General features: G+C 71.4%; 13 protein-coding genes. 2 read left to right on the top strand and 11 right to left on the bottom strand.

Annotated elements, in window-relative coordinates:
- Window positions 1-86: 86 nt before the first annotated feature.
- Both G4D85_RS46105 and G4D85_RS46100 read right to left on the bottom strand, forming a co-directional pair.
- Complete coding sequence (locus G4D85_RS46105; protein ID WP_164021071.1) at window positions 87-4,709, bottom strand: type I polyketide synthase; 4,623 nt, start codon at window positions 4,707-4,709, stop codon at window positions 87-89.
- A gap of 32 nt (window positions 4,710-4,741) precedes the next feature.
- Window positions 4,742-6,028 (bottom strand): glycosyltransferase, encoded by a 1,287-nt coding sequence (locus G4D85_RS46100; protein WP_164021069.1) that lies wholly within the window; start codon window positions 6,026-6,028, stop codon window positions 4,742-4,744.
- Window positions 6,029-6,394: 366 nt separating this feature from the next.
- On the opposite strand from G4D85_RS46100, the gene G4D85_RS46095 reads away from it, so the two are divergent.
- Both G4D85_RS46095 and G4D85_RS46090 read left to right on the top strand, forming a co-directional pair.
- Window positions 6,395-8,041, top strand: a complete 1,647-nt coding sequence (locus tag G4D85_RS46095) for an FAD-dependent oxidoreductase (protein ID WP_164021067.1) — start codon at window positions 6,395-6,397, stop codon at window positions 8,039-8,041.
- A gap of 229 nt (window positions 8,042-8,270) precedes the next feature.
- Window positions 8,271-9,083, top strand: coding sequence for a siderophore-interacting protein (locus tag G4D85_RS46090; RefSeq protein ID WP_338052952.1), 813 nt, complete (start codon window positions 8,271-8,273; stop codon window positions 9,081-9,083).
- A gap of 47 nt (window positions 9,084-9,130) precedes the next feature.
- Here G4D85_RS46090 and mxcL read toward each other — a convergent pair whose 3' ends face one another.
- The 9 genes from mxcL to mxcG form a co-directional block, all read right to left on the bottom strand.
- Window positions 9,131-10,417: a myxochelin B biosynthesis transaminase MxcL gene (gene mxcL / locus G4D85_RS46085; RefSeq protein ID WP_164021063.1), complete on the bottom strand. Its 1,287-nt coding sequence runs from the start codon at window positions 10,415-10,417 to the stop codon at window positions 9,131-9,133.
- 37 nt (window positions 10,418-10,454) lie between these two features.
- The gene (mxcK, locus tag G4D85_RS46080; protein WP_164021061.1) at window positions 10,455-11,678 is read right to left on the bottom strand and encodes a myxochelin export MFS transporter MxcK; all 1,224 of its coding nucleotides are present in this window, start codon (window positions 11,676-11,678) and stop codon (window positions 10,455-10,457) included.
- A gap of 58 nt (window positions 11,679-11,736) precedes the next feature.
- Window positions 11,737-12,588 (bottom strand): TonB family protein, encoded by an 852-nt coding sequence (locus G4D85_RS46075; RefSeq protein ID WP_164021059.1) that lies wholly within the window; start codon window positions 12,586-12,588, stop codon window positions 11,737-11,739.
- Complete coding sequence (locus G4D85_RS46070; protein WP_164021057.1) at window positions 12,575-13,030, bottom strand: ExbD/TolR family protein; 456 nt, start codon at window positions 13,028-13,030, stop codon at window positions 12,575-12,577. Before G4D85_RS46070 ends, G4D85_RS46075 begins: the two co-directional genes overlap by 14 nt.
- Before the next feature lie 2 nt (window positions 13,031-13,032).
- Window positions 13,033-13,755, bottom strand: a complete 723-nt coding sequence (locus G4D85_RS46065; protein ID WP_164021056.1) for a MotA/TolQ/ExbB proton channel family protein — start codon at window positions 13,753-13,755, stop codon at window positions 13,033-13,035.
- 109 nt (window positions 13,756-13,864) lie between these two features.
- The gene (locus tag G4D85_RS46060; protein ID WP_164021055.1) at window positions 13,865-15,100 is read right to left on the bottom strand and encodes a hypothetical protein; all 1,236 of its coding nucleotides are present in this window, start codon (window positions 15,098-15,100) and stop codon (window positions 13,865-13,867) included.
- A gap of 46 nt (window positions 15,101-15,146) precedes the next feature.
- The gene (gene mxcH / locus G4D85_RS46055; RefSeq protein ID WP_164021053.1) at window positions 15,147-17,798 is read right to left on the bottom strand and encodes a TonB-dependent siderophore myxochelin receptor MxcH; all 2,652 of its coding nucleotides are present in this window, start codon (window positions 17,796-17,798) and stop codon (window positions 15,147-15,149) included.
- A gap of 58 nt (window positions 17,799-17,856) precedes the next feature.
- A complete protein-coding gene (locus G4D85_RS46050; protein ID WP_164021052.1) occupies window positions 17,857-19,233 on the bottom strand; it encodes a class II 3-deoxy-7-phosphoheptulonate synthase in 1,377 nt (458 codons plus the stop codon).
- Window positions 19,233-23,645: a myxochelin non-ribosomal peptide synthetase MxcG gene (gene mxcG, locus G4D85_RS46045; RefSeq protein WP_164021050.1), complete on the bottom strand. Its 4,413-nt coding sequence runs from the start codon at window positions 23,643-23,645 to the stop codon at window positions 19,233-19,235. The genes G4D85_RS46050 and mxcG overlap by 1 nt, the downstream gene beginning before the upstream one ends.
- Between the last annotated feature and the right edge of the window lies 1 nt (window position 23,646).

Raw genomic sequence — 23,646 nt, 5'->3', positions numbered from 1 at the left:
CACGCGGCGAGGCCGGGGCGGAGGCAGTGAAGGAGGGGCTGGCGCCCGGGCCATGCAGCCCGGCCACGGGAGCGAAGGTGGCGCGCTCAGTTGCCGCCGGCACGCTCGAGCTCGGCCTCGAGCTGGTCCTCGGGGATGTCGACCACCTGCGCGAGCAGCTCCCGGTAGAGCGCCTCTTCCTGCTCGGCCTGGGCGGCGCTGACGGCCTGGGCGAGGCCCGCCACGGTGGAGGCCTCGAACAGCTTCGCCAGAGGCAGGTCCACCTTGAACGCCGACCGCAGCCTCCCGACGATGCGCGTGGCCAGCAACGAGTGGCCGCCCAGGTCGAAGAAGCTGTCATGGCGGCCCACGGCCTCGAGGCCGAGGACCTCCTGCCAGATGCCCGCGATGGCCTGCTCCACCTCGTTGGCGGGAGGCACGTGCGGGCCCTTGCGCGCCTGCCGCGCCGCCGCGCTCCCCGCGCCGGGCCGGCTCACCGGGGCGTCGCGGTGGATCCACACCGCCAGCCTGTAGGCCAGGTCACCCGTGGCCACCACCACCGGTCCGTCCAGGTCCAGCGTGACGAGCCGGCGCACGGCGTCCGCGCCCTCGTCGCGCGTCATCGCGTACTGGTCCATGCTGGTGCGGAAGCCGGCGTAGTGCTTCGTCTCCTCGGGCCAGCCGTCCCACGAGGCGCTCACCCAGCGTGTGCCACCGTCTCCCGGCCGGGCACGGTGCGCGGCGAACGCGTCCAGGAACAGGTTGGCGGACGCATAGGCGAGGTAGCCCAGACCGCCCAGCACCGCGGCGTTCGAGGAGAAGAGCAGCACGAAGTCCAGCGTGCGTCCGCGCAGCACCTCCTCCAATACGTAGGCGCCGTGGACCTTGGGACGGAACTGCGTCTCGGACGCCTGCGTGCCCAGGTCGCCGAGCGCGTTGTAGAGCGAGTCGCCATGCGTGACGCCGGCGCAGTGCAGGACACCGTGCAGCGCGCCGAAGCGTGCGTCCACCTGGGCCAGCACCTCGCGCATGCGCCCGGTGTCCGCGACGTCCGCACCGAGGATGAGCACCTCGGCGCCCTGCGCCTCCATGCGCTGCACCCGGTGGATGAGCCGGCTGATGCGGTCATCCTCGCGGTGCTCCGCGAGCCACGCGCCCCACTCGTCACGAGGAGGCAGCGGCGAGCGGCCCAGCAACACGAGCCGTGCCTTCCGCGTCTCCGCGAGGTGCTCGGCCAGCAGCAGGCCCACGCCACCCAGACCGCCCGTGATGAGGTACACGCCCCGTTCGCGCAGCGGACGCGTGGGAGCGGAGTCTCCCGAAAGCCGCGTCGGCGTGAAGTCCTGCACCCAGCGACGGGCACCCCGGTACGCCACCAGCTGGTTCCGCGAGGGCGTGGCCAGCTCGGCCAGCAGCCGCGAGGCCAGCGCGTCCACGCCTCCGTCCGAGGGCAGCACCACGTCCATGCAGCGCGCGGTGACGTGCTGCTGCTCCTGGGGCAGCACCTTGCAGATGCCCAGCATCGTCGACTTCTCGGGCAGGGCCTCGGCCACTCCGTCCGGGTCATGCACGTGGTTGGAGATGACCTCCAGCCGCACCGGCTCGGAGGTGCCGGCGCCCGCCAGTGCCTTCGCCAGGGCGAGCACGCTGTAGTAGCCGCGCGACTGCACGGCCCGGAAGCGCTCCGGAGACGAGCCGACGTCACCCTGCGGCGTGAGGCTCCACAGGTGGACGAAGACTTCCGGCCGCCGCGTGCGCTCGGACAGGGCCTTCATCAGCGCGGCGTGGTCCGCCGGCTGGTCCGGCGCCGCCGTGAAGCGCCGCTCACCGTCGCGCGAGAACGAGGTGCCCGCGGCCACGGTGACGACGTCCTGTCCCGCGTCCTCCAGCAGGGCCACCAGCCGCGTTGCGAGCGGGCCATCGTCGGTGAAGACCACCCAGCCGCGAGGCTGGGACAGCGTCTCCGGAGTGAGCGCGGGCGGCGGGGTGCGCCGCCACGTCGGCAGGTGGAACCAGTCCGCCACGTCCGGCAGCTTGCCCCGGGGCGCCTTCGCCGACGCCTCCGCGGCCGAGCGCTCTCCGGGGGGCACCCAGAAGCGCTCACGCTCGAACGGGTAGGTGGGCAGGGGCACGCGGCACCGCGCGGCGTGCGCGTGGACACCGGCCCAGTCCACCTCCACGCCCGCCAGCCACAGTCGGCCCAGCGCGCCCTGGAGGAAGGCCTCACCGGGCTGCGAGTCCTTCGGGTGGCGCGTGGAGGCGACCAGGGGGCGTGAGCCGGGGGGCTCGCCCTGGAGCCGCGCCAGCGCGATGAGGGACTGGCCGGGGCCCACCTCCAGCAGCACACGCGCGGGCTCGGCCAGCAGCACGCGCAGGCCGTCCTGGAAGCGCACCGGCTGGCGCAGGTGGCTCACCCAGTACTCGGGACGGGTGACTTCCTCCGCGGTGACCTGGCGGCCCGTCATGCTCGACACGTAGGGCCGCTCCGGCGGGTGCAACTTCAGGGTGGACACCTTCTCGCGGAAGGCGGGCAGCAGGGCGTCCAGCATCCGCGAGTGCGCCGCCGCCTCCACGTGCAGCCGCCGGTGCTCCACGCCGCGCGAGGTCAGCGTCGCGGCCAGGGCCTCCACGGCCTCCACCGGACCGGAGGCCACGCATTGCGTGGGCGCGTTCACCGCCGCCAGGTCCAGGCTGGTGCCCAGCAGCGGGAGCAGCTCCGCCTCGGACAGGCTGACGCTCAGCATGGCCCCCGGAGCCAGCGTGTCCATCAGCCGGCCGCGCAGCGCCACCAGCGCCACTGCATCCTCCAGCGACAGCACGCCCGCGAGGCATGCCGCCGCGTACTCGCCCAGGCTGTGGCCGATCATCGACTCCGGCTCCACGCCCCAGGCCATCCACAGCCGCGCCAGCGCGTACTCCATGAGGAAGATGGAGGGCAGGGCCACCGCGTTGCGCGACAGCTCCGGCGCGTCCGTCCCCGGCTCCGCGAGGAGCAGCGTGCGCAGGTCCAGGCCGACGTGCGGCTGGAAGAGCGCGGCCACCCGGTCCACCTCGGCGCGGAAGTCAGGCTCGGTGGCGTACAGCCCCGCGCCCATGCCCGCGTACTGCGTGCCACCGCCGGGGAAGAGGAAGACCACCGGGCGGGCGCGCGACTCCTGGATGGCATTGACGATGCGCTCGGGCTCCTCGCCGCGCAGCACGCGCACAGCCTGCTCGCGGTCCTTCACCACGGCCATGCGGCGGTGGTTGAAGTGCTGCCGGCCCACCTGGAGCGTGTAGGCCACGTCCGCGAAGGGCTGCTCGGGGTGACGCTCCAGCCACGACGCCAGCTCCGACGCCGCCGTGTCCAGCGCGGTGTCCGTCCTGGCGGACAGCGGCAGCAGGTGCCACGGGCGGGCCTCGGCCCCGGGCCCCCGCGCGGGCGCTTCTTCCAGGATGATGTGCGCGTTGGTGCCGCCGATGCCGAACGCGCTCACCCCCGCGCGGCGCGGGAAGGCCCCGGGCTCCCACTGGCGCAGGGTGGTGTTGACGAAGAAGGGGCTGGTGGGCAGCTCGAGCTGGGGGTTGGGCTGCTCGAAGTGCAGCGTGGGCGGCAGCTCCCGGTGCTTCAGGCACAGCACCGCCTTGATGAGGCTGGCGATGCCGGCGGCCGCGTCGAGGTGGCCGATGTTCGTCTTCACCGAGCCGAGTGCGCAGAAGCCCACCTCGTCGGTGCTGGCGCGGAACGCGCGGGTGAGGGCCCGCACCTCGATGGGGTCACCCAATTGCGTGCCGGTGCCGTGGGCCTCCACGTAGGTGACGCTGCGCGCGTCCACGTCCGCCGCGGAGAGCGCGTCGCGGATGACGCGCGCCTGCCCCTGGGGACTGGGGGCGCCGAAGCTGGCCTTCTGCGAGCCGTCGTTGTTGATGGCGGAGCCGCGGATGATGGCGTGGACGGTGTCGCCGTCCGCCAGCGCGTCCTCCAGCCGCTTGAGCACCACCACGCCGGCGCCATTGCCGAACAGGGTGCCCTGCGCCTTCGCGTCGAAGGCCCGGCAGTGCCCATCCGGCGAGGTGATGCCGCCGTACTGGTGCAGGTAGCCGGTGCGCTGGGGCGTCTGGATGGCCACGCCTCCCGCCAGGGCGATTCGGCACTCGCCCGCCAGCAACGCCTGCCCGGCCAGGTGGACGGCCACCAGCGCCGTGGAGCAGGCGGTGTGCAGCGAGTACGCCGGCCCACGCAGGTTCATCAGGTGCGACACCCGCGTGCTGAGGAAGGCGAGGTCGTTGCCGAGCCCCACCTCGAACGCGCTGCTGCCCAGCGTGGAGGGGTTGGAGAACAGGTTGAAGACGTACGTGTTGGTGCGCGCGCCCGCATAGACGCCGATGCGCTCGCGGTAGCGCTCCGGGTCATATCCCGCGTCCTCCAGCGCCGACCACGCGCACTCCAGGAACACGCGGTGCTGCGGGTCCATCATCTCGGCTTCCCGGGGCGGCAGGCCGAAGAAGGACGCGTCGAAGTCCTCCGCGCCATCGACGACGGCCGCGGCGCGCACATAGCCCGGGTCCTTGCGTGCCGCCGGGTCCTCCAGGATGGAGGGCTCCAGCTCCGACTCCTGGAGGAAGCTGATGGACTCCACGCCCTCCCTCAGGTTCTTCCAGTACGCCTCGACATCACGGGCACCGGGGAAGCGGCACGCCATTCCGATGATCGCAAGCTCCAGCCCGTTCCAGTTGTTGTCTGTAGCCATGATGGTGTGAGTCCCCATGTCGATGTCGGAAGTCAGAAGTCCCGCCTGCGCGCGCGCTGGCGCTCCAGGGCGGAGTTGCGGCGCGCCCCGGGCGCCTCGTCATCGCCCCAGTCGTCCTTGGCGCTTCCCGCGCGTCCCAGCCGCGCCAGCAGCGCCTCGATGTGCTGCCGCGCCACGAGCAGGCCCTGCTCGGTCCGGACACGCTCGCCCACGGCGGCGGAGGCCTCTCGGATGAGCGGGGACACCAGGGCCTCCTGGATGGCCGCGGCCAGGTGCTCGGCGGTCAGCCGTGCGGCGGGCAGGGGCGCGGGAGCGCAGCCCCGGGCATGTCCCAGGTCCGCCCAGAGGAACTGGTCATAGGCGTGCGGCACCAGCACCTGGGGGACCCCCGCGCGAAACGCCAGCGAGCACGTGCCCGCGCCGCTGTGATGGACGACGCACGACACGCGCGAGAAGAGCCACGCGTAGGGCAACATCCCATCCACCGCGAGGAAGCCGGGGGGCAGCGGCTTGCGCGCCAGCCCGCTCCAGCCCCGCTGGATGATGGCCCTGCGCCCGGCCCGCTGTGCCGCCTCCACCAGCAGGTCGGTGAACGCGTCCGGGTCCTCGTGCTTGAGGCTGCCGAAGGTGAAGAACAGCGGAAGCTCGCCGCCGGCCAGGAAGTCGCGCAGCTCGGCGGGCGGCTCCCAACCCAGCACGTCACCGTCCAGGAAGAAGTAGCCCACCATGTGGTGGTGGCCGGGCCAGTCGCGCGGCGGCGGGCGCACGTGTTGGCTCATGGCGTAGAGGACGAGCTGCGGCGACTCCTGGTCCACCAGCGGGTTGTGGAACGGGGGAAGCCCCGCGCCCACCCGCACGGGGTTGATGATGCCGCGCACCGCCTCCTGGAACGCCGGGTGCCCACCTCCGCTGCCCGAGTGCTCCACGTAGACGGACACGAAGGGGATGCCGGTGAGGTCGTACACCATTCGCGCGGCGGGCTGCACACGCCCACTGATGAGCACATCCGCCCCCACGCAGGCGGCACGGAGGTCCGTCAGCATGCGAGGCAGGCCCTGAGCCAGGGGGCCGAACATCGTCTGGAGTTGGTCCGCAGCGCCAATGCGCTCCGGACTCACCAGCAGCGCCTGGGTGATGTCGTCCTGGGCCCCTCGCAGGTCCGCCCCCACGGGGACGAACTCCACGCCGTGGCCGCGCGCCAGCGACTCGAAGGAGGGCGGCAGCGCGAGCACCGCCCTGTGCCCGTAGCGGCGCAGCTCCAGCGCCACGAACGGCAGGATGTCTCCCGTGCTCCCGAAGTTCGTCAGTACCGCGTGCATCGACTCTCCCAAGAACCCGGTGCGCACACCCCTCCGCGGGAATGGGAGCGATCTCGTCACGACCCGGGTGGGCCGTCAGACACCAGGCGGAGCAGGGTGGAAACTCGAAGGCCGCCAGCTCAATGCCCGTCGAGGGCGCAATGACAAATCCCACTCGGAAAAAGCTGGTATCCATGGGAAAGCGCCATAGCGAGCGAACGTATAGAGCCGGCCCCTCGCAATCGCCAAGCGAAATTGACGGCACTTTCGTCGCGCGGCCGTGACACGCCATTGCGAGTGTAGAAGTCCAGATGTGTTGGATTGACCAGGATGTGCTTCTCAGCTCCCGCCACCCTGTGACAGTAAGGGGCCCGGAGAAATTTCGAGATGATGCAACCCGAAGCGGTGCGGACCCGACGTGTCGGTGACACGGAGCTGGACGGTTGGGACGTCGTGGTCGTCGGCACGGGCATGGGCGGCGCGACGCTGGGCCATGCGCTCGCCCGCCAGGGCCGGTCCGTACTCTTCCTGGAGCGAGGCCCGGCACGGCAGTCCACCGAGGCACCAGCCGAGCCCATGGAAGCCACCCAGGGGACTGCGCTGGTGGCCCCGTCGCGGAAGGAGCGGCTCATGCGCGCCGGGCAGTGGCCGGAGCCGCTGCGGCAGGAGCTGCACGCGCGTGAGCCGCGCTCGTTCCCGCACCCGCTGGGGGTGGGCGGTGGAGGCTCGTCCTCGCGGTTCGGGATGGTGATGGACCGCTTCTTCCCGGAGGACTTCACGCCTCGCAGTGGGAGGACGGACTGCGAGGCGTCCACCCTGCCCGAGTCCTGGCCCGTCTCCTATGATGAGCTGGCGCCCTGGTACACGAAGGCGGAGGAGCTGTTCCGCGTGCGCGGCTCGGGGGACCCGGTGCGTCCCGGAGTGTCATTCCAGCTCATGCAGCCGCCCGCGCCGGTAGGCAAGGAGCAGGCGCTGCTCGAGGGCTTCCAGGAACTGGGACTGAATCCCTACCGCATCCACTATGCCTGCGAGCAGTTGCCGGGTTGCGACACCTGCGTGGGCGCGCTGTGCCCCCGGGAGTGCCGCAACGACGCGGGGCGCGTGTGCCTGCGTCCCGCGCTGCGCTCGCACAACGCCGGGATACTCGACTGGTGCGAGGTGCTCTCGCTGGAGGAGGAGGGCGGCGCCGTCAAGGCCGCGGTGTGCCGCAGGGAAGGGGATGGGCAGACGTTCAAGGTCCGGGGCCGTGTCTTCGTCCTGGCGGCAGGCGCGTTCAACACGCCGGTGCTGCTGCGGCGCTCCGTCTCCGCGCGGCATCCGAATGGGCTGGCCAACAACCGGGACCTCGTGGGGCGCAACCTGATGCTCCACTGCTCGGACCACTACCTCGTGACGGCCCGCCGCTCCCTGAAGTCCTTCGACATGGCGCACGGCGTGTCGCTCAACGATTTCTACCGGCACGCGGAGGGGAAGCTGGGCAACTTCCACGCCCACCCCTTCACCATCGACGAGAAGAAGGTGCTGAGCTGGCTCCAGGGCGGGCACTCGCTGCCGGCGTGGCTGCGCGTGCTGAGCCCGCTGTTCCCCTTGGTGGCCAACCTCGGCGCTCGCATCTACCGCGCGCGAGCCGTCTTCGCCTCGGTGCTGGAGGACCTGCCCTATGCGGAGAACCGCGTCGTCGGCACGTCCGAAGATGGGGGCGTGCACTACCAGTACCGCGTCCACGACGAGCTGCGACGCCGGGTGGACCTGTCCCGACGGCTGTTCCTCCGCACCCTGAAGCCGAAGTTCAAGGTCAAGCTCATCTCCAATCCGCGTGACGTCGCGCTCAACCTCGGCCACGTCTGTGGGACGTGCCGCTTCGGCACCTCACCCGAGACGAGCGTGCTGGACCCGAGCAACCGGGCCCACGACGTGGACAACCTCTACGTGGTGGACGCGTCGTTCTTCCCGTCCAGCGGCGGCATCAACCCCTCGCTCACCATCGCCGCCAACGCCCTGCGCGTCGCGGACCTCCTCCACGCACGGCTGTAGCTTCCGCGCACCGGAGCCACGCACGCGGTGGAGGCGCTGCGCCCGCCTGGTGGCTCCCGGCTCGAGGACCCACACGCCACTCCCCAGGCGTCCGGGCACGGCTCCCCGGGCGTCATTGCTCCGTGCGTCCTTGTGGTGAATATGATAATGAGAGTCACTATCGAGTCAATGGCAAGCCCGACACGCTCCTGGGAGGTGTCGGAGGCCGTATGAACCAGGAGCGCAGGTGATGACCGTGGCAGAGAGAGTGTTCCGTCGAGGCCCCTTCCCGGTGAAGTTCCGGCTCCTCGAAGTCCGCCGGGTCACCCGGCTCACGCCCCACATGATGCGCGTCACGCTCGGCGGAGAGGACCTGGTGGGGTTCCACAGCGACAGCGCCGACGACCACGTGAAGCTGCTCATCCCCAACCCGGGAGAGCTCAAGCCCGCGATGCCCACCATGGGCCCGCACGGCGTCGTCTTCCCGGAGGGCGTCGCCCGGCCCGCGACGCGCGACTACACGCCGCGGCGCCATGACCCCGTCGCCGGTGAGCTGGACCTCGACTTCGTGCTGCACGGCACCGGGCCCGGCTCCACCTGGGCCGCGAAGGCGAAGGTGGGGGACTTCATCGGCGTCGCGGGGCCTCGGGGCTCGCTCATGGTCGCCGACGACTTCGACTGGTACCTGTTCGCGGGAGACCCGAGCGGGCTGCCGTCCATCAGCCGCAGGCTGGAGGAGCTTCCCGCCGGTGCCCGCGCCATCGTCTTCCTCGAGGTCGGCGATGCCACCGAGGAGATCCGCTTGGAGACTCGCGCCAACATGGAGCTGACCTGGCTGCACCGGAACGGCGCGGCGCCGGGGGCCACGGACCTGCTGGAGCGGGCCATCCGCGGGCTGACCTTGCCTCCGGGCGACGGCTTCGTCTGGGCGGCGGGAGAGGCCACCTCGATGCGCAACATCCGGGAGTTCCTGGTCGACGAGCGCCACCTGAACAAGAGCTGGGTCCGGGTGATTGGCTACTGGAAGCGGAACACCGCCGACCACGAAGAGCCCCACGACTGAGGTCGGAGCCGGGGGCCACGAAGCCCCCGGCCGCCGTGTCTGCTCGCTCAGGCCGCGCTGACGGCCGGAGCGGACGCGAGGAGGGACTGCATCACTTCCCCCGCCATCTCGATGGTGTACTCAATCTGCTCGGCCGTGTGCGCCGCGCAGATGAAGTTGACGTCGCGGCGCAGCAGCACGCCCCTGCGGGCCATGCCGGCCTGGAAGGGCTGCATCCGCTTCCCGTGCTCCACGGGGTTCTTGTCGAAGAGGAAGAACGGAATCGCGTCGTAGCCAATCACCCGCAGCGGCGAGCCGAGCTGCTCGGCGCGGGCGTTGACGCCCTCGCGCAGCCGCCGGCCCAGGGTGGCGAGGTGCTCGATGTAGCCGCTCTTCCGGTACCCCCCCAGCACGGACTCACATACCGCCAGGGACAGCAGCTCACCTCCGAAGGTCGTCGACACCTGCAGGTCCGCCAGCTTGCTCAGGTGTCGCTCCGGCCCGGCAATCGCCGAGAGGGGCATGCCCGCCGCGATGCTCTTCGAGAGGCACACGAAGTCCGCCTTCACGTCGAAGAACTCCTGGGCGCCACCCAGGGCGAGGCGGAAGCCCGTCACGACTTCGTCCAGGACCAGCAGCACCCCGTGGGCCGTGCAGGTGGCCCGCAGCGTCTGCAGGAACTCGCGGCTCAGGACGCGGTTGTAGGGCACCGAGAGGAGCACCATCGCGAGCTGCTTCCCGTTCTGCTCGATGCTGGTCAGCAGGGCGGCCTCGTCGGGCACGGTGAAGAGAGGCATCCGCTGCGTGAGCGCGGCCAGCGCGGCGGGCACGCCCGGTGTGTCGTACTGGAAGTGGTCGTGCCAGCCGTTGTAGCCCACGGTGATGATGCGCTCCCTGCCGGTGAGGTAGCGCGCCAGCCGCACCGCCGCGGACGTCGCATCCGCGCCCGTCTTGAAGAAGCGCACCATCTCCGCGCCCGGAATCATGTCGACCAGCGCCTGCGCGGCGGTGACCTCCACCGGCGTGGGCAGGGAGTGGAGGAGGCCTTCATCCAGGTGCCGCCGGATGGGCCCCACCACGTCCGGGTGGTTGTGGCCCAGCATGTTGGCGCCCAGCCCGCAGATGAAGTCGATGTACTGCTGGCCGTCGACGTCCTCCACCAGCGTGCCCTGGCCCCGGGCGAGGAAGACCGGAAAGGCGCCGGGGGCGAACATCTCGGGCTTCTTCATCATCGACTGCGAGACGCCGGGCACCAGCCGCTTCGCTTCGGCCAGCAGGCGGTTGGAGTAGTCGAGCTTCATCTCTCCAATGATGGGACGGGGGAGCGACGGGTGATTCCTCTGGGAGGAGTCCATGAGGCTTCCTTTATGGGTAGGTCACTGCGGAAGGCGCTCAAGTTGCCGCGGCGCTCAGGGGTAGGGGGCTACGTCCAAACGTCCAGAGGATGAACAGCGAGAGGGCCGTCACGCCCACCGCAATCCAACCCACCTGGCCAAAGCCAATCAGCGCGCCTTGGGGCGCGGTCGCAATCAACAGGCCGCTCATCCAGGCGGACAGTCCCGATGCCGCATCGCCCGCCGCCATGTTGACCGCGAGGTAGCGCCCGCGCAGCGCTGGTGGGACTCGCGCGGTGACCAAAGCGATGGTGGGGATGGCGCGGGTGGAGGTCAGCGCCATGAACACCACGAAGACCGCCAGCACCACCGGCAGCGGCGAGGGCGGCAGGTGGGTGAACAGCAGATGAGGGCCCATCGTTCCGACCAGCAGCGCGCCCAGCATCCGCGCCGGGCCGAAGCGGTCCACGAGGTGCCCGACCTGACGCGCGCTCACCAGCGTGGCCGCGCCTCCACACAGGTACACCCAGGACAGGTCCTCCATGCGCAGCCCCAGGTTGCCGACCATGTAGGCCCCCAGGTACGGAATCAGCAGGAAGCTGGAGAACACCACGCAGAACGTCAGCACCCAGCCCAGCATCAGGCCCGGGGCCGCGAGCGGCGCGAGAGGATTGCGCCGCACCCCCGTGCCGGCCGCGGCGAGGTGCTGACGCACCGAAGGCAGGCGCCAGAGCAGGCACAGCCACACGCCGCTCGCGAGTGCTCCAATGGCCCAGAAGGGGCCGCGCCAGCCCAGGGCGCTGGCGATGCCCAGCCCCAGCGGTACGCCGGCCACCGCGGACAGGCCGAGCGACGCCATCACCGTCCCGATGGCCCGGCCCCGGCGCTCCATGGGCACGAGGTCGCTGATGATGGCCATCACCACGGCGCCCATCAGCCCCGCGCAGGCGCCGGCCAGCGTCCTCGCCACGAGCAGCTCCGTGTGGCTCCGCGCGGCGCCACAGGCCAGCGTCGCGGCGATGAAGATTCCGTAGAGCGTCATCAGCGCCCGCTTCCGGTCGAAGCGGTCCAGCCAGAACAGGCCCGTCACCCCCATCGCCGCCGAGGCCAGCGTGTACGCGGAGACCATCGTCCCGAATTGCGCCGTCGACAGGTCGAACACGCGCATGAACTCCGGCCCCAGCGGCATCACGATCATGAAGTCCATGAGGTGGGTGAACTGGACGGCCGCCAGCAGCCAGAGCAGCTGGCGTTCCTGGTTCGGCGAGAGGGATGCGCTCACGAGATGCTCCTGATGGCTCTACGGACGAAGGGGCGTGGCCCCGAGGCAAGGTCGCGGCTCAGCGCCGCTTGAAGCGGACCCGGATGGGCGGCGAGGTGGCCAGGTAGCGTCGGCCGGCCCGGTCGACGGCGGCCTCGAAGCGCGCGCTCCGCGCACAGGCGAGTGCCGCCTCTCCGAAGCCATGGCCAGGGTCGGACATCAGCTCGGCCGTCGTCACCCGGCCTTCCGGGGTGACGACCACGCGCAGCACCACCGTCTGCTCGTCGAGGCGCAGGGCCTCCGCCTCCTTCGGCCAGGGGCAGCTCCAGTTGCGCGCCGGAAGCTGAACGGGCCGGGCGTGGCTCTCCCCGGTGCCGTCACCTTCCTCTCCGACTCCCGCGCCGGGAGCGACAGCCGTGGTGGAGCGCCCGGTGGACGCCGTCACGCCACCGGCGTAGCGCGGGGCCTGACCGCTCGCGATGTCGAAGCCCGTGAAGTCGAGGGGGGACTGAGCCTCCTTCGCGGCGACCACTTCACCGGCCTGGGCGGGCTCGGCGGAGCGCGGGGGAGGCGCCTCCTTCGCGGCGGTGCTGGCGGGCTTCACGCGGGCCCGTGGGGGCTCGGCCCGGACGGGAGGAGGAGGCTTCGCTGGAGGAGGGAGCGGCGGTGGCTCGGGCGCCGCCGGGGGAGGGAGGGACACCACGTGGTCGATGCGCACCGTGGGCCGGGGCGCCGCCGGGGGAGGCGCGCGCGAGGCCGCGTTGCGCCACGCCTGCCAGGCCAGCGCGCCCGCCGCACCATGCAGGGACGCTGTCGCCAGCAGGGCCCACACGAGCCCCTTCGAGCGCTTCGGACGCTCGGGGCCGAGGATGAGCTCCGCGATGCTCTCGGTGCCAGCGGCGCGCTGGAGAGGTGGCTCAGGGGGCTTCACGCCCGGCTCCGGTGGGTGCGGCGCTGTTCGGGATGACGGGCTCGGGGCGGACCGTGCCGAAGGCCACGCGGGTGAGCCCCGCCTCCTTCAGCCGGTCGAGCACCGCGATGACCTGGCGGTGGGGAACGGCCCCATCCGCCTGGATGACGGCGCGAAGCTCCGGCTCTCGCGCCAGCGCCTCACGCGCCCTGTCCTTCAAGGTCTCCGCGTCCGTGGCGGCGCCATCCAGCAGGAGCGCGCCGTCGGCGGTGATGGAGACGGCGAAGATGGTCTGCACATCCTCGCTCTGGGAGGCCTGGGGCAGATCCAACGGCACGGCGGGGCTGTCGACGAGCCTCGCGGTGACCATGAAGATGATGAGCAGCACCAGCATGATGTCGACGAGCGGCGTGACGTTGATGCCTTCGATCAACCCGCCGCGTGGCTGGTTTCCACCGGCCATGACTACCGTCCTCCCAGCGCGGGGCGCGTCTCTGCCGCGGCGGCCGGGGCTCCGGTGCCCAGGGTTCCCCGCTCGCGCGCGGACAGGTAGGCCAGCACGAGGTTGGAGAGCGCCTCGGTGTCCGAGAGGATCTGCGCGATTCGCCGCTGGAAGTAGTTGTACGCGGCGACGGCGGGCAGGGCGACCCCGATGCCGATGGCGGTGGCCACCAGGGCCTCCGCGATGCTGCCCATCACCGCGTTCGACGCGACCTGGCTCGTGCGTGCGCCGCCCACGGCGCCCGCGCTCCGGCTGAGCTCCTCGAAGGCCAGCAGCACGCCGATGACCGTCCCGAACAGCCCGATGAAGGGCGCGTTGTTCCCCAGCGTGCCCAGGAAGGCCAGGCGGTTCTCCAGCGTCGAGCGCTCCAGGGCCAGCGCGCCCTGCATGCTCTTCTCCGCCGCCGTCATCCCCTGGGGGGCGAGGCGCAGCCCCGCGCGCGCGACCATGGCGCCCACGGACGTGCGCTGCTCCAGCTTCTCCAGCGCACGGGCGAAGTCACCGGTCGCCAGCGTCTGCTCCAGCGACAGGGACAGCTCGCGGATGACGTCCTGCTTGCTGCGGAAGACGAGCCAGCGCTCGACGATGATGCCGAGGCTCACCAGCGAGAGGGCGAACAGGAGCCACAGCACCCAGTTGGCGCCCCACTGCACGAAGACATTCTTGATGACATCCACGATGGGCATCGCAGTGTTGCTCTCTCAGGGGGCGTTGGGTTCGCCCCGGACGTGGGCGGGAAGAAGAGGCCCGGCGCCGGGCGTGTCTGGGCACGCCCGGCGCGGGGAGGGGAGCGGCTCAGCGCAGCTGCAGGAAGGAGAACGCGAGGCCCTGGGTGCTGAAGGCCACCGTGCCGCTCTGGTCCGACAGCTCGCGGAAGTTCGTCGTGGTCGAGTTGTTGGCGAACTCGGTGAAGAGGACGCGGTCGTCATCGACGTTGAAGAGGAAGCTGCTGCCGGTGCTCGCCGGAAGCGTCGAGACCTTGGTGGCGGTGAGCGTGTCGAGCCGCAGCTGCCACCACGTCCACGCCTGGGCGCTCGCCACCACGCGCGGGTGCGTGCCGGCATTGACGGTGTAGACGGTCTCATCGAGGACGCGCAGGTACGCCGTGCCCTGCGGGCCGGGGAGCAGCGAGCCCGTGGCCGCGCCGCCCGTCAGCGTGCTGAGCTCCCGGTAGAACGTCGTGTCGAAGGTGCGCGTCTGCGGGTTGAACTTCAGCAGGCAGGGAACGGGCGTGCTCCCTCCGGCGACGCGGAACACCGCCGCGCCGTACGCCTCGGTGGCGACGTACACCATGCCATCCGGGCCGAGGACGCCGTCGCGCACATAGCCGCAGCGGTCATCCTTCACGAGCGTCACCGCATCCGTCGTCGTGTCCACCACGACGAGGCCGGCCTGCTTGGTGATGCCCACGCCCGCGCTGGGACGCCAGCCCACGGGCATGATGACCAGGTTCCCCGTGCGCACCGGGTGCGTGGCGAAGGTCGTCACCGCGCCCTCCGTGGCGAGCCCGTTGATGGTGACGGCGTTGACCAGCGTCATGTCGGTGGGGTTCCAGACGATGAGCTGCGCGGTGCGGCCGTCGAAGTAGTAGGCCTTGGTGTTGGAGATGAACTGGAACTGGTTCTGGTACTCGCCGATGGAGGCGACGCCCCGGCCCTGGAAGCTGACGGTGGCCTTCTTCTCCAGGGTTCCCTCGGTCGTCAGGTCATACCGGGTGACTTCGGCGCCCTCGCTGCTGCTGACGTACAGCGAGCCCGACTTCATCGGCCCCGAGCCGAGCGCGCGGCCCGGAACCTCGATGGCCTTCTCCAGGGAGAGGGGCGCGGTCTGGTCCACCGAGTCCGTGAGGATGACGTAGCTCTGCGACTCGTTGTTGGCGGACACCTGCGCGATGGCGGCATACACCGGCTTCTCCGGCGTCTCGTCGATCGGGTCGACCGGGTCCTTGTCGTCGCCACACGCGGCGAGCAGCGACAGCGCGAGGGCCGTGGCGGTGAGGCGTGGGAAGCGGAAGGAAGAGGCGAGCTTCATCGGGTGGTTCCTTTCCAGGAGTGAGGCGGGGGTTGACGGAAGTGCTTCAGAGCTCCGCGACCAGCTTGGCGGCGACGGTGCGTCCGGGGCGCTGCACGCCCAGGAAGTCGAAGGAGGAGGCGTCGGTGAGGTTCTGCACGTCCACCGTCCAGCTCAGCGTGGCGCGCGAGGTGCGGGTGACGTAGGTGAGCGCGAGGGAGTGGAGCAGTTGCGCGTCGATGGTCTGCTTCGAGTCGCCCTGTCCCAGCCGCTCCCAGCCGCGGAAGAAGGAGTGGATGTAGCGGGAGTGCCAGCCCAGCGAGAGCTCGTCGCGCGGGCTCGCCACCCCCGTCCACTGGAGCCGGGCGCTGCCGTTGGCGAGCAGGTGCGGGCGGTTGGGAAGGCGCTGGCCCTCGAACTCCGCGAAGGGGCCCTCGGTGGAGGTGTTGCGGAAGTCCTGGAAGGTGGCGTTGCCGTCGAGCGAGAGCAGCCGTCCCGGCGAGGTCCACCCCGCGGCACCGGAGACTCCGAGGCTGCGGGCCTCGATGACGTTCTGGTACGTGAAGTACCCCTCGCGGCCCACCGGCTGGATGAAGTCATCCACGAGTCGCCCGAAGCCCAGCACGCTGCCCCGGAACTCGCCGGCCGCCGTGTCCGGCAGGGAGAGCGCCAGCTCCAGGTTGAGGTTGTGGCTGCGCTCGGGCCTCAGCAGGAGGTTCTCTCCATAGAGGATGCCGTCGCCGAAGAGCTCGTCGGGCCGGGGAAGGCGCGAGGCCCACTCGTAGGAGGCCTTCGCACGCAGGGCCTGGGAGAGGCGGAAGCGCAGGCTGTCGCCCACGCCGAGGTGGTGGATGTCCTGGTCCGCTGGCTGGAAGGTGTTGCTGGGGAGCAGCAGGTCCGCGCGTGAGAGCTGGAGGTAGTCCTTGAGGAAGGCGATGTTCTCCAGGCGGCCGCCGAGCGCGTCGTGCTCGTACTCGAGCCCGGTGACGAGCGAGAAGATGCTCCTGTCGCCAGTGAGCGGGTCCACCTCACCGCGCGCCCGGAGGGCCCGGTCCTCACCGGAGCGGGCCACCCACGTGGGCGCGATGGCGAGGCGGAACACGTGGTCCGGCGACAGCGTCCAGCCGACGTTGGCACGCGCGAAGCCCGTGTGCTGGTGGACCACGCGCTCGACGGCGCGCGACTCGATTTCTCCCGGCTGGGGAAGCGTCTGGATGCAGCGCCCGAACCAGTCGTAGGCGCACGTCCCGACGTCCGTGAAGTGACTCCGGCGGAAGACGTAGCCGCCGACGGCGTCGGCGGTGAGCCCCGAGCCGTACGCATTCTCGAAGCGAAGCGTCGCGCCCGCGGAGGAACTGCCGGAGTCCACGTCGCCATAGGGCGTCTCCATGGTGACGTCGTGCTGGATCTCCTTGGAGGTGGTGTTGGCGAAGGCCCGCAGCAGCAGGCGTCGGGCCCAGGGGCGCTCGACGAAGCCCGCCTCCACGGCACCACCACCGGCCCGGAAGGCATCGTGGAAGCGGGGGAGCGTCCTGGGGACGAGCCGGCCCAGGTCGTCTGGAACCTCGACGTCGACGCGGTAGTCGTTGGGCGTGGAGTCGAAGAAGCCGCTGGCGCGGACGAACAGGCCGGTGGGCTCGTGCAGGTGCCGCCCGCTGAGCGTCAGTCGGTGGGTGTCGAAGGAGCCGATTTCATACGAGGCGGCCGCCCGGGAGCCGCGGACCTCCTCGGTGGTGACGATCTGGACCGCTCCGCCCAGCGAGTCCGCGCCGAAGCGCACCGGGACGACGCCCTGGTAGATCTCCATCCGCTGGACGAAGTTGACGGGGACGTTGGCGAATTCCGGGCCGTAGCCGGCCAGCTCCAGCGGCACCCCGTCGATGAAGAAGCGGATCTGCTCGTCCGTGAGCCCCGCCAGTGAGAAGCGCGAGCGGCTGCCCAGTCCTCCCGCGCGACGCACGCCGATGCCTTCCGTGCGTGCCAGGGCCTGGCCCAGGTCCACGGCCTCACGCTGGAGCTGCTCCGTCTCGATGACCCGCACCGCCTCGGCGGACTCGCGGAGGCGCTGCGCCTCGGACTCTCCTTCGACGGTGACTTCGATGGCCTCGACGTTTGCCGCATCAGGGCCGGGGGCGGGCGTGGGCGCCGTCTCGACGGTGGTGGTGGGCTCCTGCTGCTCCGGGGTGCGCTCCGGCACGGAGGCCGCGGAGGGCTCGGAGGGGGCTGCCACCGGCGCGGAAGCCGAGGCGGGCTTGTCGGAGGGTGCCGCCACGGGTGGTGGCAGGCGGAACTCGTAGCTGTAGGCGATGCGAGAAGGCATCGGCACGCCGTTGCGCTTCGCGGGCTCGAAGCGGAAGCGGAGCGCGGCGGCGCGGGCCGCCTCGTCGAAGTCAGGGCCGGCGGGCTCCAGCACCTCCGCCTCGGTGACGGCGCCCTGGGCGTCGAGCGTGAGCCTGAGGACCACCGTGGCCTCGCGGCGCTCGCGCTCCGCCTGAGCGGGGTAGGCCGCTTCGACGAACTCCAGGAGCTTCGGTGCCTCGATGGCGGGCGCTGGCGAGGCGGAAGCCGGCGGCTTCTCCGCGCCTTCCACCTGGGGCGCGCTCGCGAGGACAGGGCCCGAGATGAGCAGTCCCGTCAGCAACGCGAGGAGGGTGCTGCCTCCGACCCGTGCCCGGGTCCCCGCGTTGGCGGGATGGTTGATTGTGAAAATGGTTATCATTTTCAATGCGGAGGCATCTAGATGCGCGGTGCCGGCCTGTCAAGAGTCGGCTTGGATTTCACGCGGCCCGGGCACGGGCGGCGCGGGGTGACTGGAGGGACTCGGCCACCATGAAGCCCAGCTGCAGGGCCTGGTCGGCGTTGAGTCGTGGGTCGCAGTGGGTGTGGTAGCGGCTGGAGAGGTCGTCCTCGCTCATGGGGAACGAGCCGCCCAGGCACTCGGTGACGTGCTGTCCGGTCATCTCCAGGTGCAGGCCCCCGGCGTGGACACCCTCGGCCGCGGCGACATCGAGGAAGGCGAGCACCTCCGCGAGGATGCGGTCGAAGGAGCGCGTCTTGTACCCGTTGCCGGCCTTGTGCGTGTTGCCGTGCATCGGGTCGATGGACCAGATGACGGGGCGGCCATCGCGGTGGGTGGCGGCCATCAGGCGGGGCAGGCAGTCAGCAACCTTGTCCGCGCCGAAGCGGCCGATGAGCGTGAGCCGTCCGGGGATGCCGTGGGGATCGAGGACGTCCATCAACCGCAGCAGGTCGTCCGGCTCCATCGTCGGGCCGCACTTGAGGCCGATGGGGTTCTTGATGCCGCGCATGAACTCCACGTGTCCACCGCCGAGCTGGCGGGTGCGCTCGCCAATCCACAGCATGTGCGCGGACGTGTCGAACCACTCGTTCGAGCCGGGCTCGGCGCGGGTGAGGGCCTCCTCGTAGTTGAGGAGCAGGGCCTCGTGACTGGTGAAGAAGTCCACCGGCCCCGGGGTGGGCGGCTGCTGCTCGGGGCGCTCGCAGAGGGCGCGCATGAAGCGCAGGGACTCGAAGATCTTGTCCGCCAGCCCCCGGTAGAGGTCGCCCTGGGGGTTGCTCGCCACGAAGTCGAGCGTCCACTGTTGCAGCTCGTAGAGGTCCGTGTAGCCGCCCTGGGCGAAGGCGCGCAGCAGGTTCAGCGTGGCGGAGGACTGGTGGTAGGCCTGGAGCAGCCGCCGGGGGTCGGGCGTCCGCTCGCGGGCGTCGAAGTCCATGCCGTTGATGATGTCGCCCCGGTAGCTGGGCAGGGTGAGCCCGCCCTGGGTCTCCACCCCGCTGGAGCGCGGCTTGGCGAACTGGCCCGCGATGCGGCCCACCTTCACCACCGGCCGGCCCCCCGCGAAGGTGAGCACCACCGCCATCTGGAGGATGAGCCGGAAGGTGTCGCGGATGTTGTCGGTGGTGAACTCCTTGAAGCTCTCCGCGCAGTCACCGCCTTGCAGCAGGAAGGACTTGCCTTCGGCGACCTGGGCCAGGCTGGAGGTGAGGCGGCGCGTGTCCGACGCGAAGACCAGCGGAGGCAGGCGCGACAGTTGCTCCTCGGTGCGAGCGAGCGCGTGAAGGTCCGGATAGTCATCCGGAATGCACGTGACGGGCTTCTCCCGCCACGAACGAGGTGTCCAATCTCGGGTCATCACAGCGGGGCCCTTTCGTTTGAGGGCGTGTTGCCGTTCCGTGGGTTCATCAGGGCTCCGGGCGGCGGTGGCAGGAGCCCCTGCGCGACGCAGTAGTCGAGGTAGCGGTACAGCAGGGCGCGGTCCGTCGGAGGGCAGGAGATGCCGGTGCCCGCCAGGCCCTGGAGGACGCGCTCGCAGCGGACGGGGCCCAGACCGAAGGCGGGCTCGGCGGAGCCCGAGCGCAGGTCGAAGAACGCCAGCGTGGTGTCGTGGTCTCCCCCGCCAGCGCGCTCCGCGACGCGTGCGCGCCACGCACCCACGGGGAGCATTTCCACCGGGTAGCCATAGTCCTGGACCTGGCGGAACAGCTCGCCCAGCCGCACGTCCGCGGTGGGCGTGAGGTTGAACACCGTGCCGGGGCTGGCCCCCCGCGACAGGTGGACGAGCGCCCGTGCGACGAAGTCCACCGGCGTCCACGCCTCGCCCACGTCGAGTTGGGGCAGCGTGCCCACGGGGATGCCGGCCAGCAGGATGCGCCAGACCAGGTCCTGCGGGTTCACGATGCCGCTGTCGGGTGCGCCCACCACGCGCCCCAGCCGGTAGACCGCCACGGGCAGCCCGCGCGCTCCCGCCTGCTGGACGAGGCGCTCCGCCACCCACTTGCTCTGCTGGTAGCCGTCACGCAGGCCAGGGTGTGCGGGGACGAACTCCTCGGGCACCTCGGGGAGGAGGTTCGCCTGGGGGGCCACGGCGAGGGTGGAGACGTAGTGGAAGGGCTTGGGACGGACGGCGGCGGCCAGCCGGAGCAGCTCGCGCGTGCCCCGTACGTTGACCGCCTGGAGGCTGCCGTACTCGCGCACGACGCTGACGACGGCGGCGTTGTGGAAGACGGCGTCGCACTCGGAGGCCAGCCCGTGGAACCGCGCGGAGCCGAGCCCCAGCCACGGCTGCGTCAGGTCGGCCGGCAGCGCCACCACGCGCTCGGAGAGGCTGGCCGTGGACAGGTGCTGTGAGGCCAGGGCCTCGCGCAGCCGCTCCATCGCATGCGCCTCATCGCTAGCGCGCACCAGGCAGACCACCCGGGCCTCCGTCTGGCGCAGGAGCTGGTCGAGCAGGTGGGCCCCGACGAAGCCCGTGGCCCCGGTCAACACGACCTGTCGCAGCCAGGCCGGCAGCGCGCCAGTGGTCTGCAACGGTGGAACGAGGTCCTCCGGCAGCTCGGCGTCCGCGAGCATCGCGGCGGTGAGGCCTCCGGCCTCCGTTGCCACGTCCGGCCCGTGCTCCAGGGCTCGCGCCAGCGCGGCGGCGGTCGGGTGGCGGAACACCGTGGCGACGGGCACCTCGCGGCCCAGCTCGACGCCGAGCCGGTTCGCTACCTGGATGCTCTGGAGCGACTGGCCGCCGAGGTCGAAGAAGTCAGACTCCGCCGACAGGCCGCTCATCCCCAGGACCTGCTCCCAGACTCGCAGCACCCGCTGCTCCAGTCCGGTGGCTGCCGGTGAAGTCGGGGCCGGCTCCTCGATGGGGGACACGCGGCGCAGCTCCGAGCGGTCGATTTTCCCCGTGCTGGTCCTGGGCAGCCGCTCCCGGAACACGAAGGCGCCGGGCACCATGGGGGCGGGCAGCGCCGCCTGCACGTGCTGGCGCAGCTCCATGACGGAGGGCTCGGGTGCGTCGGTGACGAGCCAGGCACACAGCCGCCGCGAGCCTCCGGGCAGCACCTGTCCAACGACGGCGGCCTCTCGCACCCGGGGGTGGCCGAGCAGCACGGTCTCCACCTCGGCCGGGTCGATGCGGTGCCCGCTGAGCTTGAACTCGTCGTCGACGCGGCCCACGAAGATCAGCTGCCCATCGTCACCGAGGCGGGCGCGGTCACCCGTGCGGTAGGCGCGCGGCTGGCCGGGCAGGGCCGCGAGCTCGGTGAAGCGCGCCGCGGTCAGCGCCGGGCGTCCCAGGTAGCCACGGGCCAGGCCTCCGCCGAGCAGGTACAGCTCGCCCTCGTCTCCCGCCGTGACAGGCTTCCCTTGCGCGTCGAGGAGCACGGCGCACACCCCCGGCAGGGGCCGGCCGATGGGAACCTCATCGCTGGCGCCGCCGACTGCGTCCTCACCGCTGAGCGTGGCGACGGTGGCCACCACGGTGGCCTCGGTGGGGCCGTAGGTGTTGAGCAGCCGCACCTGGGGGCCGACGGTGGTGCGCCAGCGGGCGACGCGCTCGGGCAGCGCGGCCTCGCCGCCGATGATGACCGTGCGCAGGGAGGAGGGAAGGCGGGCCGAGCCCGTCGAGACGCTGTAGGCCAGCTCGTGCCAGAAGGCCGTGGGCAGGTCGAGCACGGTGATGCCGTGCTCGGCGCAGGCGTCGAGCAGTCTCGGCACCGACTGGAGCATCTCATCCGTGCGCAGCACCAGCCTGCCGCCGACGCACAGGGTGAGGGAGAGCTCCTCGACGCTGGCGTCGAAGTGCAGCGGGGCGAACTGGAGCACCCGGTCGTCGGAGCGCAGCCCGTAGCGTTGCGTCGCCCCCACCACGAAGTGGGCCAGCGCGTCCCGGTCGATCTGCACGCCGTTGGGCTGGCCCGTCGAGCCGGAGGTGTAGATGACGTACGCCAGCCGTGCCTCCCCGGCGGGCGAGGTCGAAGCGGAAGCGCCAGGCTCGGAGCCGGGGCGCCGCTTCACGAGCAGATTCCCCGGTGCCTGTGGCCCTGCGCCGGGCGTCGGGCCCTCACCCGCGGTGGTGACAATCAGGTCGGGCGCCGCATCGGCGAGAATCGCGGCGGTCCGGGACGAAGGACCGAAGGGGTCGATGGGCAGGTAGCCCGCGCCCGCGAGGAGCACTCCCCAGGCCGCCACAATCGCGTCCAGGCTTCGCGGCAGCATGACGGCCACGGCGGTGTCCGGCCGCACGCCCTCGGAGACGAGCTGCTTCGCCAGGACACTCGCGGACTCGAGCAGCTCGCGGTAGCTCAGCCGATAGGGGCCATGCTCCACGGCAATGGCCTCGGGCTGTTCGCGGGCGCGCTCGGTGAGCAGCTCCAGCACGGGGCGCGCCGGAGCAGGGAGCGGGCCTCCATCGAGAAGGCACGCGGCCAGATTGGGCAGCGCCTCCGCCACCGGTGACGCCCGGCCCCGGCCCGGCAGCATCGAGCCCACGGGCAGCTCGGGCTCGGCGACCAGGGACTCCAGGAGTTGGAGGAAGCCCCGCTGGTGGGCACGCAGCTCGTTGGGGCGGTAGCAGGCGGGGTTGGCGTCGAAGTCCACCCGCATCCCGCTGCCGTCGGACCGGGCGTACATGCCAATCGACAGGTCCTCGACAGGCCCGGCGGAGAGGTTGTGCGCGACGGCCGGCATCCCCGCGAAGCGCAGGGCGTAGTCGAACGGCATGAGGTTGACCACGGGGCCGAACAGCTTGCGCTGGCCACCCACGCGCCTCAGGTCGCGGCGCAGTTGCTCGTAGCGGTAGCGCAGGTGCGGCCGCATGGCGCGGACCTCCGCCGCCACGTCGCGAGCCATCGTCAGCAGCCCCGCCTCCGGCTTCACGGACACGTGCAGCGGGACGATGTTCATCGCCATGCACGGCACCTTCAGCGCGACCGAGCCCAGGCGCGACATCACCGGCAGGCCCAGCACCACCTCGCGGGCCTCCGTCAGCCGGTGCAGCCAGACCGCCGTGGCGGCCAGCACCAGGTCCGGCCAGCCCAGCCCCGCCTGGCGCGCGGTGACCTGCATGCGCTCCACTTCGGCCGGGGACAGGTGCTGCATCTGCCGCACGAAGGTGGACGACATGGGCGCGGGCTCCGCGATGCTGACCGGCGTGGGGCCCTTCTCGAAGCGCCCCACCCAGAAGGCCCGGTCCGCCTCCACCTGGGCGCCTGCCCGGTAGGCGGCGTCCTCCTCCAGCACGGGGCGCAGCGGGCCGAAGCCTCCCGTCGCGGGGCGTCCCGTCACCCGCGCCGTGTAGAGGTCGGCCACCCTCCGCGCCACCAGCGAGAAGCCGAAGCCGTCCAGCGCGATGTGGTGCACCCGCTGGTACCAGAAGAACCGGTCCGGCGCGGCCTTGAACAGCGCCTCCGCGAAGAGCGGACCCTGGGCCAGGTCCACGGTCCGGGTCAGGTCCTCGCGCATCCAGGCGTGCGCCGCCGCCCACGGGTCGGGCGTCCCGCTGACATCCGCGAAGTGCAGGGGCCAGTCCGCGCGGGGCTCCACGGACTGCACGGGGCCCGAAGCCCCGGACACGAAGCGCGAGTGCAGGGCCTCGGCTTCACCGAGGGCCTGCCGCAGCGCGGACTCGAAGTGCGCCACGTCGACGGCGCCCCGAATCTCGATGCACTCGCCGGCGTTGTACACCGGGCTCTTGAGGTCGAACTGCTGGCCCACCCAGATTCCGTGCTGGGCCGCGGACAGTGGCCAGCCCGCGGGCTGTGAGTCGCGCATC

The organism is Pyxidicoccus trucidator (assembly GCF_010894435.1).
GTDB classification, from domain to species: Bacteria; Myxococcota; Myxococcia; order Myxococcales; family Myxococcaceae; genus Myxococcus; species Myxococcus trucidator.
Note: the sequence above shows the minus strand (reverse complement) of the source record. Positions and strands in the feature narration are given on the sequence as shown.

What these genes read in the sequence shown, in the direction of transcription:
- G4D85_RS46060 (WP_164021055.1), bottom strand. Translation starts at nt 15,100, where the DNA reads ATGAAGCTCGCCTCTTCCTTCCGCTTCCCACGCCTCACCGCCACGGCC.
- G4D85_RS46105 (WP_164021071.1), bottom strand. Translation starts at nt 4,709, where the DNA reads ATGGCTACAGACAACAACTGGAACGGGCTGGAGCTTGCGATCATCGGA.
- mxcG (WP_164021050.1), bottom strand. Translation starts at nt 23,645, where the DNA reads ATGCGCGACTCACAGCCCGCGGGCTGGCCACTGTCCGCGGCCCAGCAC.
- mxcH (WP_164021053.1), bottom strand. Translation starts at nt 17,798, where the DNA reads ATGATAACCATTTTCACAATCAACCATCCCGCCAACGCGGGGACCCGG.
- G4D85_RS46100 (WP_164021069.1), bottom strand. Translation starts at nt 6,028, where the DNA reads ATGCACGCGGTACTGACGAACTTCGGGAGCACGGGAGACATCCTGCCG.
- G4D85_RS46095 (WP_164021067.1), top strand. Translation starts at nt 6,395, where the DNA reads ATGATGCAACCCGAAGCGGTGCGGACCCGACGTGTCGGTGACACGGAG.
- mxcL (WP_164021063.1), bottom strand. Translation starts at nt 10,417, where the DNA reads ATGGACTCCTCCCAGAGGAATCACCCGTCGCTCCCCCGTCCCATCATT.
- G4D85_RS46065 (WP_164021056.1), bottom strand. Translation starts at nt 13,755, where the DNA reads ATGCCCATCGTGGATGTCATCAAGAATGTCTTCGTGCAGTGGGGCGCC.
- G4D85_RS46050 (WP_164021052.1), bottom strand. Translation starts at nt 19,233, where the DNA reads ATGACCCGAGATTGGACACCTCGTTCGTGGCGGGAGAAGCCCGTCACG.
- G4D85_RS46090 (WP_338052952.1), top strand. Translation starts at nt 8,271, where the DNA reads ATGACCGTGGCAGAGAGAGTGTTCCGTCGAGGCCCCTTCCCGGTGAAG.
- G4D85_RS46070 (WP_164021057.1), bottom strand. Translation starts at nt 13,030, where the DNA reads ATGGCCGGTGGAAACCAGCCACGCGGCGGGTTGATCGAAGGCATCAAC.